Below are 14,711 nucleotides of genomic sequence, written 5' to 3' on the forward strand. Positions count from 1 at the left end.
CGCAGTTTGTTTTTGACTATCAATGGTTGCCCCTTTGAGATTCACATCACCGGTAGCTTTAATTTTTATATCGTCACCAGCAGAAATTGAACTGCTCACGTTTCCAGTATCATCTTTTTTTGCGCTTTCAGTTTCAGACCATGGTGTTGCACCAGTTGAAATATTGTCAGCTTGTTTTTGATTTGGTTCTTTATCCGCATTTGATGTTTTATAAGAAGATGTCGATAATTGGTCACTATTGATAATACCACCCTTGAGGTCAGTATTGCCCTTTACGGTTATATCAAATCCACCAGTACCGGCCTTAATTGTGGATGATTCCGAGGCAACAGAACCAGTTGAAGGTTTTGTCGCCATAAAACCACTTTTGAGGCTTATATTGTTGCCTGCTTTAAGGTTTACATCACTGCCTATACCAATTTTAGAATTTGTTTTAATATCCGCAGCGGCTAGTCCCACATTATCTGCACCGGAATCCACCATCAAATCGCCATCTGCGCCGATTGTTTCAATCGTAATGCCCTCATTGGCCTTGATATCGACATTCTTCTTCGATGTGATCTTCTTGGCTGTCACTGTTTTGCTGCGGCTTGCAACCTTGACACCATCACGGCCAGAGGCGTTGTTGATGCTGATCTTGCCATCGGCTGAAAGTGTCAGCTGGCCGGCATTGGCAGCCATGTCGTTACGCATCCGAACGCCAACGCCTTTTTCTGTCGCAATCAGCTTGATACGATCACCTTGCAACGCACCAAGCGCAGAACCGTCAATCGCATATTCCGGCTTACCGGCAATATCATAGAGTTCCTTCATCTCGCGCGAGGCATAATCAAACTTGCCCGCACCGGCTGTAATGCCGATATCATGACCGGCAACGGCACCATCAAGATGCAGAGTACGCGATACAATGTCGAATATATCAACAGAGCCTTTGCCCGATGCCAGATTGGCACCTCTCTCGCCAATGGTGACATCACCACCACGAACGTCAAAGCCCGCCAGAGAGCCGTCAAGGCCAATCTGCGGGATACCGGTCGTCAATGTCGCGCGCGGTGTATTGATAAAGCCACAGCCATTACAGGTAATACCATTGGGGTTGGCAATAATCACATCAGCCTTGCGACCGAACACTTCTGTCGGGCCTTCAAGGGCGGTTCTGTTTCCGCTTGTCACTTCATTGAGGATGACCGAGGCAGAGCCGGACTGGCGAAGGTTCGGGTTGCCGGGGACAACACCGCCAAGCTGCGATGTTCCGACTTCGCCATTATGGTTGTTCAGGATCAAACCGGGATTGGCTACATTGAAGTCATGATATTTGTTGTGTGATAGCCCTGCCCCATTTGGCGTTGCAATATCCACCAGCGGGACACCATTGGGGGCGGCACCAATGGTCGGTGTATTATTCGCGCCTGCATTCGGGTCTGCTGTCACACCCTGCGCCTGAACCAAAATAGGTTGCATCAGCAAAGATATACTCATGACACTGGCATACAAGACTGAACGGGTTACTCTATTAGAGAGAACAGATGTTAGGCAATTTAGGTTGTTTGATGAAGACATTGATATGACTTTCAAGGGGCAATAATTTATTTTTGTGATTGATGGCTGTGTGGTTTTGTTTTTTTAGGAAGCGCCTTATTAGTTTCCTTGTTTTCTGAAATGCTCCGGTGTTCGGAATCATTCAAATCCAGCAACCTTGGCAATGGATCTGGGCGCATGTCAAGCAATGCACGGTTTTCATAGCTTGTATGGGTTTTTGATAAATCCGGTTTCAAGGGCATCGAAAAGGTGTAGCTAATCAATGATAATGAGTTCAAAATGATTAAACTCATTGAAATGCTATAAAGCCTTAAAAAATAGATCATTCTCGACTACCATGACACTTAATAGAGTATTTGAATAAATGATCTGATAATTGTTTTTATGAAGTTGGGTAAGATAGTGTTTTGTAACACAGAATCGGATTGTAATAGGAAAAAATGGATTAAACCTAGATCCTATGGAAAATAATTTTATGTTAATTCTTAAATTTGGAATTATTTTCTTCTTATTGTTTTTTTTAAGAATTTAGATGAAGCTTGTTGGTACTATCAGCATAAAAGTGGTGCGACAAGTCGTTACAAAATTATTTTTAAATTAGTGAAAAATAAATATGAAAGCTGAAATTCTCAAATATGCCCTTGAAGTGGGAACACAATAAAAAAATAGAACTTGCGCTCGCTGTCATCACTGCTGATGTTATATCCCCAAGATCATCGAAGGGGCGGTTTACGATGAGCGACATAATCGAAACATTGGCCGCTTCATGTTCCAATATTGCCAAGCGTATGAAAGACAAACAGTCATTAACGCCATAATGACAATGGCGTCACGCGCAATCATGAGGGTAAGGACGGCGCTGAGCAATCCTATTTTTGTTGGTGTTCGGACGGCTTCGTGATTGCTAACGACATACCAAGGTTTTGGGCGCAAGACTGTGAATATTGCCTTTGCGCTTGATTGCTGTGACCGTGAGACTTTGGAGCATGTGGCGATAAGATAAGACATCAAAAGCAAGGACATTCAGGATCTGTGATTGTTGCGGTGGAATATCGTTTTGGCCTTATTAGCAGATTGCCACATACCATTGAATGGCTCCTGCTTTAATCCTGTAGGCATCAAAAAACTGATGAACGATAATAGCATTGAGTCTAAATATCGCCGGTCAGATCACCGTAATCAAACTGGATGGCCGTGGTTTTTGCCAAAACATTCAAGCGTAATTATATCGAGTTTCATCCGACACCGGACGCGTAAAGCGTTATCAATTTCCTGCCGAAATGGTTCAAGCAATATAACACTTGCCATCCCCATTCATCTTTAGAATGTTTTTTACCGCACAGCTTCTCATAATGATCGTTATGTGCTGGAGATTTATGTTTTATCTAAAACGTCAATTGTCATTATTTTTCGACAAATTATCGACGTATTTTATTTCACTTTACAGCAGATAAAAATCTGCCGACATCTCTGGTCAAATCATACTCATATAGAGAAATGATGTATTTTAGGATAACTTACCGTTGTTCTTCGTGCTTTTTGCACGAAGCAGGATTGCCGCGCTCAGAGCGGCCAGCATTTTGTAGCAGCGCGCAGCGGCTGTAGCTACAAAATGCGTATCCTGCTACAAAACGTTATCCACAGGCTCCCCAACATCAAAAATTGAGTGATTTTACCGTTTATTTTTTGGAGAATTTGGTGCTGTTTATCCGCATAACTTCATAACCGTACTTATAGAGACAGCGAAAATAGCATTCAGGTGAGCCTCTAACTACTGGTTTGCGGATCTGCATAGCAACTGCAAACAGGTGAGCCTCTAACTGCAGGTTTGCGGTTCTGCATAGCAATCGCAAACAGGTGAGCCTCTAACTGCAGGTTTGCGGTTCTGCATAGCAATCGCAAACAGGTGAGCCTCTATCTGCTGGTTTGCGGATTTGCATACCAACTGCAAACGGGTGAGCCTCTAACTGCAGGTTTGCGGTTCTGCATAGCAACTGCAAACGGGTGAGCCTCTAACTGCAGGTTTGCGGTTCTGCATGGCAACTATAAACGGGTGAGCCTCTAACTGCAGGTTTGCTGTTTTACATGACAACTACGAACGGGTGAGCCTCTAACTGCAGGTTTGCTGTTTTACATGACAACTATAAACGGGTGAGCCCCTAACTGCAGGCTTGCAAATATCATTTTTTTGATGTAGAAAATTTTTGTTGGTGTCATCCTATTTTTAAATTTAATAGCTTCAAATTATTTCCTAAGAACCAACAATTCCTTGATCCTCTTTTCCTAAAAAATGAAGCGTATGGAAAAGAGATGATTCATGACTTCAATCATATCAGCCGTGTCAACCAAAGGCGGCTCAGGAAAATCCACCACAATACGAATTCTTGCCGCGCAACTAGCTTTTAATGGCTGTAGAGTTGTAATTCTGGACACAGATCCTCAATTGAGTTGTGTGCATTGGCTCAAGAACGCAGAAAAGCGCGGAGAGCAGACCGATAATGTCGTAGCACGGGAAATCGATGAGATTAGAACTGTGGAACCTTTGGTGCAAAGCCTGAAAGGCAAAGTCGATTATGTACTGATTGACCTACAAGGGGCAGCTACAGGCATGTTATTACCGATAGCAAAGGTTTCGGACCTTATTATTTTACCTTGGGCCACAACGCATGATGACTGGACAGGCCTTAAGAATACTTTTGTCCTCTTAGATACGATAAGGCAGGAAAATGAAGATATAGACCCTCTTATGGTTATATCGAATAATCGTATCACAGCGACTGAGATAAATCATCCTTATGTGGCCAAACGATTTGAAATCGCCGAATTAATGAAAGTGAAAGCTGCCGAAACACTGCTATGGCGTCGAATGGCTTATTCTAACATGCTGTTGAAGACAGGGTTTATACCACAAACACCAGACAACACCGACCAAATGTTGAAAGCCAAGACTGAGCACAAGGCCTATACAGACGAAATCCTAGCAATCATGAATAGTAAGGGGAATTGACATGAACGAACTTGAAGAGATTTTGGGTGGTGCCATCAACGAGGTTAGCACAAAACTACAGAACGATATTACTATTGCACCATCAGAGAAAAATCTAAAAAGAAAAGCAGCGAAATTAATAAAGGGCAAAGCCACACCCATAAAAATGTCGTTAGAAATAAATCGTGAGTTTCATTTGCAACTGAAACTTTACTCAATTTACGCTGGTAAATCGATGAGGGAAATAATCGAGGAATCCGTAAGACAATACATAAAAAAACACCCGCTCGAGTGAGCGAGTGTAAGGCCTAGACAACAAAAAAGGCCTTCCGGTTATCCAGAAGGCCTTGGGGTTTGATTAGTTGTAAGCGTCAACGTGATCTTGATCGTATGAGCTCTGAGAGCCGCCAAAGTTATCGGCACCATAGTCGTTCTGATCCAGATAATTGCTTGGGATTGCGGAATTGGGCTGGTTCCAGATGATGCTGTAAAGGTTTTCATCGGGCTGATCGGACATTCTGCCGAGAGTTCCATAAACGACGGAGTTCAATTCAGGGATTGAGATGGAAACCGAGATGTACTCTTTGCCGGTTTGCTTGTTCTGCTTGATCCATGCGGCACCAACTTCTGTGCCATTCTTGGCAATCATGCGGAAGTCTGGGGCATTATCGCTGACTTTGTTCACACGGTGCATTGAGACCGGGATTGGTTGGCGGAAAGTTGCAAACAACAGACGACCTTCGAATTTGTTTTCTTTAACCTGCTTGAGTGTACCGATTGAAGCCATTTTAATTCTCCTTAATCTGCAGGGACCATTCCCTGTATGATGACCCAAAGCACCGCTATATGGCTCCCTGTCCCCCATCGGGACGAAACGCAGTGGAGTGCCTCCAGCGCGATTTTTTTTGTTGCGCGAGGAGCCCATTAGGGCGGGGAAAAAAAATAAGATGGAGGTGGACTGGGAGACAGGCGGGGCTAGTCATCATTCATAACAGGGAGTGGTTCTGCCAGCTTTTAGGTGAGCTTATATGGTTGCACGGAACTCGTGCCGGCTTATTGAATAGACTAGGTTGGATCTCGTTGTTATTGTTTCCACCACCTAATCTTGGTTCATACTGCATGGCTACAAAGCCAAGCAACTGCCTATCGGATGTTCTCTGCCAATAATGAACAGATCGGCCATGCCTTAAGGATAGCATAGACAAAGACCGCAGATATCATTTCTCGATGGCAATATCATTTGTTCATGAATGAACTCAATTGTTGCTGGTCTCAGGTCAATAGTTGCAATCAACGATTTCCTTCAAGCCAGCATAAGGTGACGGCCAAATGCAATCAGCCAGCCGCCTCGCTGGACAAAGATCATAGAGATGAATGATGCGCTGGTGCTTGGATAGCATAACGTCCAGTGATTTGCTATTGATGATCTCTATCACTCAAATAGGTCCACGCTATAATAACCAGACGAGGTTTAATGGTCTATCCGATAATGTGACATCCACTTATCAGAGCTTGAAATAAAAACAAACTGCAACTATATTTATGTGCATGTTTCATACGGATTATTTTGGAGATTCCTATGGTTGCAGCACAATTGAAAAAACCAGTCAATCTATCGCTGAGTGAAGAGGTTTTAAAAGAAGCTCGTTCTATGAAAATAAATATGTCGAAGGCTGCCGAAGATGGAATTATAAAGGCCTTAGCGCATGAAAAAGCCGAGCGTTGGAAAAGAGAGAATGCGGCAGCTTTAGAAAGCTCTAATGAATATGTCGAAAAACATGGATTGCCTTTAGCTCGATACAGGCAATTCTAATGGTAAGATTTGACGTTTATAAAGGCCACGATAAAATATTTTTCCTAATAGTCCAGGCTGATTTACTCAATAGTTTGAAAACAAAAATTGTTGTGCCTCTTGTCCTTTATGATGAAGCACCAAAACCGGCAGGTCGGCTTAATCCGATATTTAAAATCGGTGGGGAGCGCTATGTTATGCTGACCCAGTTCATATCATCAGTGCCAATCAAGGATTTGCAAGATTTTGTGACCAATTTATCTCCTTCACACGATGAAATTACCCGTGCCTTAGATACGGCTTTTCAGGGATTTTAGATCAAAAAATTCAATATCGAGACCAGATACTGATAGCACTGGCAATAAAAAAGCCCCTTCAATTCAGAAGAGGCTTATTAGGTATTCAGTGTTTAATGGTTTTTGGAAAAATAATTTAAAACGTCATTGCGGTTTCGGCTGCCAATATAGGATAGCGCCTCATCATCGTGAAGTATCTGATCAATAAGCTCATCGAAATCACTCCACGGATCGTCAGCAAATACCGGTACGACATCACCGTTTTCATCAATCTCATCCCAATATTCACTGTCTGAAATACCACCTAAATAGGCTTCGGTTGCTTGATCGACTAAATCTGCACCAAATTTACGACTATGAAGATTTGAAAACATTGTCCTTACTCCATTGAAAAAGGCCTTCCGGTTATCCAGAAGGCCTTGGGGTTTGATTAGTTGTAAGCGTCAACGTGATCTTGATCGTATGAGCTCTGCGAGCCACCAAAGTCACCGGCACCGTAATCGCTCTGATCCAGATAATTGCTTGGGATTGCAGAATTGGGCTGGTTCCAGATGATGCTGAAAAGGCTGTCATCGTTTTGCTCGGACATTTTGCCGAGAGTACCGTAAACAACAGAGTTCAATTCAGGGATGGAGATAGATACCGAGATGTACTCTTTGCCGGTTTGCTTGTTCTGCTTGATCCATGCGGCACCGACTTCTGTGCCATTCTTGGCAATCATGCGGAAGTCTGGGGCATTGTCGCTGACTTTGTTCACGCGATGCATTGAGACCGGAATTGGTTGGCGGAAAGTTGCAAAAAGCAGACGACCTTCGAATTTGTTTTCTTTAACCTGCTTGAGTGTACCGATTGAAGCCATTGTAGTTCTCCTTGAGACTGCAGGGACCATTCCCTGTATGATGACCCAAAGCACCGCTATATGGCTCCCTGTCCCCCATCGGGACGAAACGCAGTGGAGTGCCTCCAGCGCGATTTTTTTTGTTGCGCGAGGAGCCCATTAGGGCGGGGAAAAAAAATAAGATGGAGGTGGACTGGGAGACAGGCGGGGCTAGTCATCATTCATAACAGGGAGTGGTTCTGCCAGCTTTTAGGAGAGCTTATATGGTTGCACGGAACTCGTGCCGGCTTATTGAACAGACTAGGTTGGATCTCGTTGTTATTGTTTTCATCACCTAATCTTGGTTCATACTGCATGGCTACAAAGCCAAGCAACTGCCCATCGGATGTTCTTTGCCAATAATGAACAGATCGGCCATGTCATATGGATCGCACAGACAAAGACCGCAGATGTCATTTCTCGATGGCAATATCATTTGTTCCTGAATGATCTCATTTGTTGTCGGTCGAAGGTCAATGGCTGCGATCAGAGATAAGGTATCAGGTCAGCATAAGGTGACGGCCAAATGCAATCGTCCTGCTGGCTTACTAGATTAAGACCATAGAGGTGAATGGTGCGCTGGTGCTTGGATAGCATAACGGCCTATAAAAGGCTCTGAAGCGCTCCGATCACACTGGCTTGATGTTGAAATAGCTGGGAGGGGGTAATGGAGTAATGTCATTCAAGATGTGAATCTTCTAATCGTAAATTTTTGCTGTTTTTGTTTTTCATTCACGTCAATGGAAGGTGTACTGTCAGCGTTTGTTTGATCATTGGCAAGTTGTTGAACCAGTTCGTTAGCTCTTGTGTTAACAGCATCCGTGAATGTCCACACGCGTTGCCGACTTTCATCGTCCTGTATGCGATTATCAGCCTGCATGTGATTGATCATGTCTTTACGCATGTTTTTAAGCCATTTTTCTGCTTGTTCAGGCTTATTGTGAGGCGATGGCTGCAGGACATTAAAGAAAGAGGTGGTTTGCTGGAGCGCCTTCCAGTCATCGGCCAGATGCAGATCTTTTGTAGCGCGATTATTAGCCAGGCGTCGGCTTGTAATCAGTTTGGCCCAAGCTTCCTGCAAATGCCTGTCTTCGCTCATAGTCATACCGCGATTACGCTCCAGCATAAAGACTTCGTAAGCACCGACCGGATAAAGCCAGTTAATGGAGGTTTTCTTCTCGCCACGCTTATTTTGAAACAATAGCTCGTTGTCTCGTCGCACAACGCTGATTTCATCAATCATATGCGAACGCTCGGCCTGAAGAACAGCATTGGGCCATTCAGAATAGGTCTTATCGTGCTGTTCTTTTTCAAAGAAATGGATAAGGCTGTTTTCATCGTCAAGCGAGCGATCAAAGCGATTGAGAACACCTGTCCAGCTATCTGCTTGTCTGGTTGCAACAAGACGCAAGTCAACTTCATAGCCTTGCTCGGCCGCCTCAAAGTAGAAACTTTCAATGGCATTGGGATTAGCCAGTTCGAGAATAATATTATGCCGGTTTTCAAAGGCATGAGACAGGAGCGCTTCGCCTAGAACATCCGGCACATCGCCAACATTTTGTTGGGCGGCCAGAACGTCTTGGCGTGCTGCTTCTGGATATCCGGGCACAAAATAAAGCAGATCATCAACAACAACGCGCTGGGTGGAAGGTTTGTTTTCAATCTCAGCCATTAACTGGTTGACGACTGTAGTCTTGCCGCTGCCCTGTTGGCCTCCGACAATAGTCAGTTTAGGCGCTTCAAGTGCTGGCCCTGTAGCTGAAAACCTTGGCGCTACTTGCTCACGGAATATTGCCTGTAGTTGCTCTTCATCAAGATCGCTAATTTTCATGAGCGACCATCGAGCTTATTGATCTCACCTAAAATGGCTTCAATCTCGTCGAAGATTTCTGCGGCATGGACTGCATCTACGCCGGCGAAGAATGTTTGAGAAACATTGATCGCACGCTTGTTGATATCTGCGTACATATCTGATTGCGCCAGAGCCGGCATGTTGTGCCGAAAATCAGTTAATCTGGCATTGAGGCCATTGAGTTTAGCATATGTGTCATTGATGATTTGGTAGGCTGGCACTTTTTCAAAATGGCCAACAAGCCCAAGTTCTTCGCCTAATCTATTATCGATTTTCACAATGAAAGTCCTTTATATTGATCATGATCCATTTGTTTTGGTAATTGTGCATTTCTTTGTTGAATCTGCTCATTAATGCGCGTGCTAACATGATTTTCAACACGATCAATGAATCGTTCAACACGATCGCCAACATGGTTATGAATATATGCATTTTCAACAATCTGGTTTGAAAAACCTGATTGACGATCTATTGTCTGACGAAAGTTTTCCAACCATTCTTTGCCAGCCGTCAAAGTGTTATGTGGCGAATCCTTAAGAAGTTCAAATTGGCTGGCTTCGCTATCGATATGAGCTATGTGATTCCGCATAGATGATATAAATGTAGGTTTATCAAAATAATGCGACTCTATAATAACCTCGCTATTTATCAGATTATTGGCGCGCTGGTTAAGATCACGGCTTTCGTATGGTGATAGTGATCTGTGTTGCTCCAGCACCAAAACCTCATAACCGGCTAAATCTTTTTGCCAATTATTGTCTTGATTGAGAGCGTTTTCGTAAAGAATAGCACCATCGCGTCTTATTACAGAAAGATGATCTACGGCTTTTTCGACTTCTACGCCAAGGATGGCATTATGCCATGAATACGCATGGCGCTGGTAATCATTCTCGTTATAGATATTGGTCGTGCAAACATTAGATTGCAATATTCTTTCAAATTTTTCATAACTCGCAATCTGGCTTTCTATCTGGTTTGTAGAAAGAATGGACAGCTTGGTATCAAAACCGGCAATCTTGGCAACTGTCAATGCCGCTGGAAGATGATATGGATCACGCATTTCATAGATGACATTGGCTTTTTGAGCCATTGCATGATCGAAAAGCGAGTATTGCCAGATTTGTGTAATAGGTTCTGCATGCAGCATAGCGCGCGTGGGATTATTTTGAAACTTTTCTGTAAAATTGGGAATGAAATGCGGCATGTCATCCTGATTAACGATAATTGTTCGCTCATCACTATTTAACAGATCCTGCGAATGGATAAATGTCGATTTGCCACTGCCTGGTTGTCCACCAAGAATGGTAAGAGTCGGCTTTTTGGGCCGTGACATATGGGACGGGTCTTTTGGCGGAACTATGCTGTTATCAAAAATTGTACGGATATCGGTATAATTCATACCAAAATAATCGAGATCAATGCTCATTGTCTAAAGCCTTTGATAAGGCGCAATAGATTTTAAGATTAAAAATAAATTTTTGAAATGGTCAACGATATTAGAATTTGCGCGGTTTACTGATTGTTTTTATGGGATCATAAATTCCCAGCTGTTGGATTTAATTCGACGGAAATTAATCGTTTCGGAAAAGACTTTTTTACTCCATCCATCAAGAAATGCCACTTTGCATGTGATATAGTTTTTTGATGAATATGTCTGAAAAGACAAATGGCTATAATACCCATCTTTACAAGCAAACAGACGAATATCCATTGGCTCAGGTCTCACCCCAAGCCAATTAACAAATTGCACAGTATTATCACGCTTAGCTTTATCATAGGCATCTTGAGCCTGAATCTGGCTCGGATAGGTGCCGTTCGCTGAATGAAAATAATCATTCGCCGATGCCGGCGCGCAAACAGCCATCCATGATGCAATCAATAGCATCAGTAATATAAATGATTTCATTGTATATCTCCTTTTAGTCAGGTAGGAGATTCAGCACCTCAGCGGCTTTTTTAGGATCTTTTGTACAAAGTTCACGCACATGGCTATCTGTCGAGTCGTAACAGGCACTAGCATAAGTGCGATAGGCGACTTCTGGCCAATCAGGAAATGATTGAGCTGCAATCGCCATAAACTTTTGATATAGAACTGGTTCACAACCGTCACCAGCTGCACCACAATCTTTTTGGGAAAATGCAGGTGTCGCGAGTAAGACTGACGACATAATCGATATTAGAACAGGTAATCTCATAACCTTTTCCTTACATATAAGAAGAATGTGAAAAAATCAAGTCATATACGACTTTGATTATAGAATATATAATTGAATAAAGCGCCTGCCAAATGGCAGACGCTTCAATCATTTTAGCTATAATAAGCATGTGGTACGTTATTTTGACAGGCTGTTTCATAGACTTGTGTGTGAACATATGTACCGGCAAAAACCAACACGCGAGATGGTTCTAGTGTAAAGAGATACTCGTTGCGTTTAAAAGGTGCGGATTTACCGATTTTCCAGTTGGGCTTAGCCGCGATCTGTGTGACATCACGAGACGAAGCCCAGTTGGCAGCAATTCGCTCAGCTCCACGGTCAGCACCCCCATGGACAAGAACCATGTCTGGATAATGGCTCTTCACTTCATCGAGTACTTCAAAGATTTTACGATGGTTCTCATAGGTTGTACCGCCGACAAGCACAATTTTTGGGCCTTCTGGAACGTGATTTTTGCTAAATTCGCTCTTTCGCGCAGCTTCAAAATCGCGGCTGTCGATAATGGCGGCAGTGAGCTTCTTCGATGCTGTCTTAGAGCCAGAACGCGGATACCATGCAGAGCCGGTCAATTTTTCAAAGTGATAAGCCGCTTGTTCGCGCATGAGTTCGAAAGCACTTTGGCGTTCAACCATTGTCAGGCCTTCAGCAACGAGTTTTTCCAATTCGCCTGACTTGACCTCAGAGCCGTCTTGCTCTTCGCGAGATATCTTCTGGTCAATGACGTTTTTATCGATTTCGCGACCAACTCGTGTCAGCATATAGTGAAAAGCGTTCACGATAGAATAAGCGATCGGTTGGATATCATCTTCCATGCGCGTATTCATCAATGGAACTGCTATTGCGTCGAAGATATCGGCAACAGAACCGGCAAGTGCATTTTCATCGGGTACGGGGCGACCATCAGGCTCGTCAGCGAAAGGGCGATAACCATAGAGTGACATCATTTCAATCGTATGGTGCATTGGTGAAGTTTGGGCATTTTCTTCAAAATGTTGCATGATGTTTCCTTTCTTGCAGAGGCACCTTTGCGGCCCTCTTCAAGCTGCCCACAACAGGTTCAAAAGGCTTGTCACACAAGCGCTTGCGCTTGGGCATTGACAGGTGGCAGCCATTTTTTTCTCATTTTTATAGCAATTCAGGGAAACCAACTTTAGTGGTTTCCCGGTCAGAATTGCTTGATAAGTGAAAAAAATTATCAGCTGGCAACCTGTTGACTAGCCGAAAACCTGTTGTAAATGCAGCTTTTTATGGGCCGCCTTGTGCCTTTTTGATGAGAAACATTTAGCTTTATTTTAAAATGCTCATTCTTCCCTTTTGGCCATTCATTTTATGGTCACTCTTTTTAGCGCTTCGCCGTGATCTGTGGTATGGCGCACAGCGATAGTTGCAACGTCGATCTTTTGCATGATCCAGCATATAGTTACTGTCTTGATAAGCGCGTGGGGTTATTCTGCGAAGCTTTGGGGAAGGATTTTTCTAGATGCAAGAATACCATGCACGAATGATAAAAAATCAGATCAGAGAATTGAGGAAGAGCATATAAGAGCCGATTCAGCTAATTGGAATGTCGGCATGGTAAGTGCATGTTGGTTTAAGAGTGATTATATGATGAAAAAATCAACAGTCGTTTGAAAAATTAGGGTTGGGCTTAGTCATCTAAGTGATGGCAGACAAGATGACGAATGGGGTAATGATCGCCAAGAGCAAAAGGCGTAACAAATGCCAAAAGCCTGATGTTAAAATTAACTGTCACGATACAGACTTAAGTGCGGGGCGAATATTATCGTTTGTTGCTGATTTGTTGTGACTGTGAATCAGAGTTGGCGTGCCTGTTGTGGTAAGGATTGGAATTTTCAAGATTGCGATGAACAAGGTTGTTAATGTCTTCGTTGAAAACATTTGCGGCAACTGACTGCATATCGTCTTGTGAGTGCGCTATTTGTTTTTTGATGTCTATGTTCAAATATTGGAGCCAACTTAGCGCGCCTTGTTGGTTGGATGAACTGTTTTCATTCAAAGGATTGTAATTATGGGCACCCATTTCAAAATAGGCTTTATTTTCACCGATAATGTCTAATGCGTCAGATCTATTGATATAATAATTGAGGATTTCATTATTTTGTGAGTAATTTTCATATTTTTGACTGGCAATATCGGGCTTCATACTGCCTTGTGTTGCCAGCATATAGATAGAATAGCCATCAGGAGCTTTGTCTATTTTTAAGCGTCCATCAGGTAGTGATTCTGACCAATTCGGAGACTGCGTTTCTGATTTATATATTTCTGATCCATCTGGTCGGATGACTTTGATCGTTGAGACAGTGTGTAACAAATCGGCAGATAGCAATCCATTTTGACAATTCGCAACATGCTTTAAATCAAGAGCATCATGAAACCTGATCACATCTGCAAACGTTTTATCTTCCGTTTTACCGTAGCGCTCCATGGCGTTAATTCTGCTGCTCCTATGGTTAAGTGCCATCATATGTAAACTGACATTTAATGGACCAGGCCAACTATCTGCTGTATACGACACATCAAGCTGATGACCATCATATATCTGATAGACCAGAAAATCTTTTATATTATGGGCGTTGTTAGTTTTCTCGATATATTGAGCATCATTATCCAGTGCGTGAGCGAAAAGCTTGCGAGACCATGTATTTATGATTTCGTTTGTATGATATTGATGCGTGCCATTAAGAGCATAGCCAAACGTCTTTTCAATATTTGGCACCAGACTTTTAAGCAAGTGATAATCGGTTACAACCGTATGTGACTCAGCAGACATAATAAGGTTAGCAATATGATCACTCTTACCAGAACCAGATTGGCCGGCCACCATTGTTACCGTTGTGCCGCGTCCTTGCCGATCGGCATAAAACTCTGAACCTGGTACTATTTTTGTTTCAAATATACGGTCAAGTTCTTTCTGACTTGTTTGGAAAAAGTTTAATGTACCATCTATTAGCATGGCATTAGTTCCGTGAAGTCAAGTTTGATTTTGTTCATGCAAAACTGGGAAATTTTTAGATAGATTAAAGGCGCCTTCTTCATCTGCCTTTCATGCAGGCTTAATCCGCATGGAGTGTATATAGGAGGAGGTATACGTGTTATTGAATGAATGAGGCTGTCTTTAACATATGCCTCACG

15 protein-coding genes and 1 pseudogene are annotated in these 14,711 nt (G+C 43.0%); 5 read left to right on the top strand and 11 right to left on the bottom strand.

Annotation, left to right across the window (positions count from 1 at the left end; genetic code table 11):
* Nucleotides 1–471: 471 nt before the first annotated feature.
* Nucleotides 472–1,560, bottom strand: a pseudogene (locus tag BBC0122_RS13405) (filamentous hemagglutinin N-terminal domain-containing protein); the annotation flags it as partial.
* Between the two features lie 614 nt (nt 1,561–2,174).
* On the opposite strand from BBC0122_RS13405, the gene BBC0122_RS12885 reads away from it, so the two are divergent.
* The 3 genes from BBC0122_RS12885 to BBC0122_RS09705 all read left to right on the top strand — a co-directional run bounded on the left by BBC0122_RS12885 (nt 2,175) and on the right by BBC0122_RS09705 (nt 4,820).
* A complete protein-coding gene (locus BBC0122_RS12885) occupies nt 2,175–2,357 on the top strand; it encodes a hypothetical protein (protein WP_149866683.1) in 183 nt (60 codons plus the stop codon).
* A 1,499-nt stretch (nt 2,358–3,856) separates the two neighbouring features.
* Entirely contained in the window at nt 3,857–4,546 is a 690-nt protein-coding gene (locus BBC0122_RS09700; protein WP_077993391.1) for a ParA family protein, read from the top strand.
* 1 nt (nt 4,547) lies between these two features.
* Complete coding sequence (locus BBC0122_RS09705; RefSeq protein ID WP_077993393.1) at nt 4,548–4,820, top strand: hypothetical protein; 273 nt, start codon at nt 4,548–4,550, stop codon at nt 4,818–4,820.
* Between the two features lie 63 nt (nt 4,821–4,883).
* Here the strand turns inward: BBC0122_RS09705 and BBC0122_RS09710 are convergent, their stop codons facing one another.
* Complete coding sequence (locus BBC0122_RS09710) at nt 4,884–5,312, bottom strand: DUF736 domain-containing protein (protein ID WP_188318029.1); 429 nt, start codon at nt 5,310–5,312, stop codon at nt 4,884–4,886.
* Nucleotides 5,313–6,104: 792 nt separating this feature from the next.
* Between BBC0122_RS09710 and BBC0122_RS09715 the strand changes: the two genes are divergently transcribed.
* Complete coding sequence (locus BBC0122_RS09715; protein ID WP_077993399.1) at nt 6,105–6,338, top strand: type II toxin-antitoxin system CcdA family antitoxin; 234 nt, start codon at nt 6,105–6,107, stop codon at nt 6,336–6,338.
* A complete protein-coding gene (locus BBC0122_RS09720) occupies nt 6,338–6,634 on the top strand; it encodes a CcdB family protein (protein WP_077993400.1) in 297 nt (98 codons plus the stop codon). The genes BBC0122_RS09715 and BBC0122_RS09720 overlap by 1 nt, the downstream gene beginning before the upstream one ends.
* Before the next feature lie 92 nt (nt 6,635–6,726).
* Here the strand turns inward: BBC0122_RS09720 and BBC0122_RS09725 are convergent, their stop codons facing one another.
* The 9 genes from BBC0122_RS09725 to BBC0122_RS09770 all read right to left on the bottom strand — a co-directional run bounded on the left by BBC0122_RS09725 (nt 6,727) and on the right by BBC0122_RS09770 (nt 14,532).
* Complete coding sequence (locus BBC0122_RS09725; RefSeq protein ID WP_077993401.1) at nt 6,727–6,987, bottom strand: hypothetical protein; 261 nt, start codon at nt 6,985–6,987, stop codon at nt 6,727–6,729.
* A gap of 56 nt (nt 6,988–7,043) precedes the next feature.
* Complete coding sequence (locus BBC0122_RS09730; RefSeq protein WP_188318030.1) at nt 7,044–7,472, bottom strand: DUF736 domain-containing protein; 429 nt, start codon at nt 7,470–7,472, stop codon at nt 7,044–7,046.
* A 700-nt stretch (nt 7,473–8,172) separates the two neighbouring features.
* Entirely contained in the window at nt 8,173–9,321 is a 1,149-nt protein-coding gene (locus tag BBC0122_RS09735) for a zeta toxin family protein (RefSeq protein ID WP_077993404.1), read from the bottom strand.
* The gene (locus BBC0122_RS09740; RefSeq protein ID WP_077993406.1) at nt 9,318–9,620 is read right to left on the bottom strand and encodes a hypothetical protein; all 303 of its coding nucleotides are present in this window, start codon (nt 9,618–9,620) and stop codon (nt 9,318–9,320) included. Before BBC0122_RS09740 ends, BBC0122_RS09735 begins: the two co-directional genes overlap by 4 nt.
* Entirely contained in the window at nt 9,617–10,768 is a 1,152-nt protein-coding gene (locus BBC0122_RS09745; RefSeq protein ID WP_077993408.1) for a zeta toxin family protein, read from the bottom strand. The genes BBC0122_RS09740 and BBC0122_RS09745 overlap by 4 nt, the downstream gene beginning before the upstream one ends.
* Nucleotides 10,769–10,867: 99 nt before the next feature.
* On the bottom strand, nt 10,868–11,248 hold the full coding sequence (locus BBC0122_RS09750; RefSeq protein WP_077993410.1) for a hypothetical protein: 381 nt from the start codon (nt 11,246–11,248) through the stop codon (nt 10,868–10,870).
* 13 nt (nt 11,249–11,261) lie between these two features.
* On the bottom strand, nt 11,262–11,537 hold the full coding sequence (locus tag BBC0122_RS09755) for a hypothetical protein (RefSeq protein ID WP_077993412.1): 276 nt from the start codon (nt 11,535–11,537) through the stop codon (nt 11,262–11,264).
* A gap of 113 nt (nt 11,538–11,650) precedes the next feature.
* The gene (locus tag BBC0122_RS09760) at nt 11,651–12,556 is read right to left on the bottom strand and encodes a DUF2493 domain-containing protein (protein WP_077993414.1); all 906 of its coding nucleotides are present in this window, start codon (nt 12,554–12,556) and stop codon (nt 11,651–11,653) included.
* 782 nt (nt 12,557–13,338) lie between these two features.
* On the bottom strand, nt 13,339–14,532 hold the full coding sequence (locus tag BBC0122_RS09770; protein ID WP_077993417.1) for a zeta toxin family protein: 1,194 nt from the start codon (nt 14,530–14,532) through the stop codon (nt 13,339–13,341).
* Between the last annotated feature and the right edge of the window lie 179 nt (nt 14,533–14,711).

Origin of the sequence: Ditibartonella choladocola, from assembly GCF_002007565.1 — a bacterium.
Lineage (GTDB): Bacteria > Pseudomonadota > Alphaproteobacteria > Rhizobiales > Rhizobiaceae > Bartonella > Bartonella choladocola.

Coding starts and splice junctions, on each gene's coding strand:
- BBC0122_RS09750 (WP_077993410.1), bottom strand. CDS start 11,248: ATGAAATCATTTATATTACTGATGCTATTGATTGCATCATGGATGGCT.
- BBC0122_RS09705 (WP_077993393.1), top strand. CDS start 4,548: ATGAACGAACTTGAAGAGATTTTGGGTGGTGCCATCAACGAGGTTAGC.
- BBC0122_RS09735 (WP_077993404.1), bottom strand. CDS start 9,321: ATGAAAATTAGCGATCTTGATGAAGAGCAACTACAGGCAATATTCCGT.
- BBC0122_RS09730 (WP_188318030.1), bottom strand. CDS start 7,472: ATGGCTTCAATCGGTACACTCAAGCAGGTTAAAGAAAACAAATTCGAA.
- BBC0122_RS09760 (WP_077993414.1), bottom strand. CDS start 12,556: ATGCAACATTTTGAAGAAAATGCCCAAACTTCACCAATGCACCATACG.
- BBC0122_RS09725 (WP_077993401.1), bottom strand. CDS start 6,987: ATGTTTTCAAATCTTCATAGTCGTAAATTTGGTGCAGATTTAGTCGAT.
- BBC0122_RS09710 (WP_188318029.1), bottom strand. CDS start 5,312: ATGGCTTCAATCGGTACACTCAAGCAGGTTAAAGAAAACAAATTCGAA.
- BBC0122_RS09755 (WP_077993412.1), bottom strand. CDS start 11,537: ATGAGATTACCTGTTCTAATATCGATTATGTCGTCAGTCTTACTCGCG.
- BBC0122_RS09700 (WP_077993391.1), top strand. CDS start 3,857: ATGACTTCAATCATATCAGCCGTGTCAACCAAAGGCGGCTCAGGAAAA.
- BBC0122_RS09745 (WP_077993408.1), bottom strand. CDS start 10,768: ATGAGCATTGATCTCGATTATTTTGGTATGAATTATACCGATATCCGT.
- BBC0122_RS09715 (WP_077993399.1), top strand. CDS start 6,105: ATGGTTGCAGCACAATTGAAAAAACCAGTCAATCTATCGCTGAGTGAA.
- BBC0122_RS09720 (WP_077993400.1), top strand. CDS start 6,338: ATGGTAAGATTTGACGTTTATAAAGGCCACGATAAAATATTTTTCCTA.
- BBC0122_RS09770 (WP_077993417.1), bottom strand. CDS start 14,532: ATGCTAATAGATGGTACATTAAACTTTTTCCAAACAAGTCAGAAAGAA.
- BBC0122_RS12885 (WP_149866683.1), top strand. CDS start 2,175: ATGCCCTTGAAGTGGGAACACAATAAAAAAATAGAACTTGCGCTCGCT.